The sequence below is a fragment of the Escherichia sp. E2661 genome (genome assembly GCF_004745185.1).
GTDB lineage: Bacteria > Pseudomonadota > Gammaproteobacteria > Enterobacterales > Enterobacteriaceae > Escherichia.
On sequence record NZ_PDIG01000052.1, the window covers coordinates 1 to 627 of the forward strand.

The window sequence follows — 627 nt, forward strand, 5'->3', positions numbered from 1 at the left end:
CATCCGTTTCGGATTCNTCTATCTCCGGTTCTCACGTTGCTATCGACGATATCGAAGGCGCATGGAACTCCTCCACCCAATACGAAGGTGGTAACAAAGGTCACCGTCCGGCAGTGAAAGGCGGTTACTTCCCGGTGCCTCCGGTAGATTCTGCTCAGGATATCCGTTCTGAAATGTGTCTGGTGATGGAACAGATGGGTCTGGTGGTTGAAGCCCATCACCACGAAGTAGCGACTGCGGGTCAGAACGAAGTGGCTACCCGCTTCAATACCATGACCAAAAAAGCTGACGAAATTCAGATCTACAAATATGTTGTGCACAACGTAGCGCACCGCTTCGGCAAAACCGCGACCTTTATGCCAAAACCGATGTTCGGTGATAACGGCTCCGGTATGCACTGCCACATGTCGCTGTCTAAAAACGGCGTTAACCTGTTCGCAGGCGACAAATACGCAGGTCTGTCTGAGCAGGCGCTGTACTACATTGGCGGCGTAATCAAACACGCTAAAGCGATTAACGCCCTGGCAAACCCGACCACCAACTCTTACGTAAGCGTCTGGTCCCGGGCTACGAAGCACCGGTAATGCTGGCTTACTCTGCGCGTAACCGTTCTGCGTCTATCCGTAC

The 627-nt window shown here is 52.7% G+C and carries 1 pseudogene; it reads left to right on the forward strand.

Annotated elements, in window-relative coordinates:
- Window positions 1–627, forward strand: a pseudogene (gene glnA / locus CRI63_RS23570) (glutamine synthetase); the annotation flags it as partial.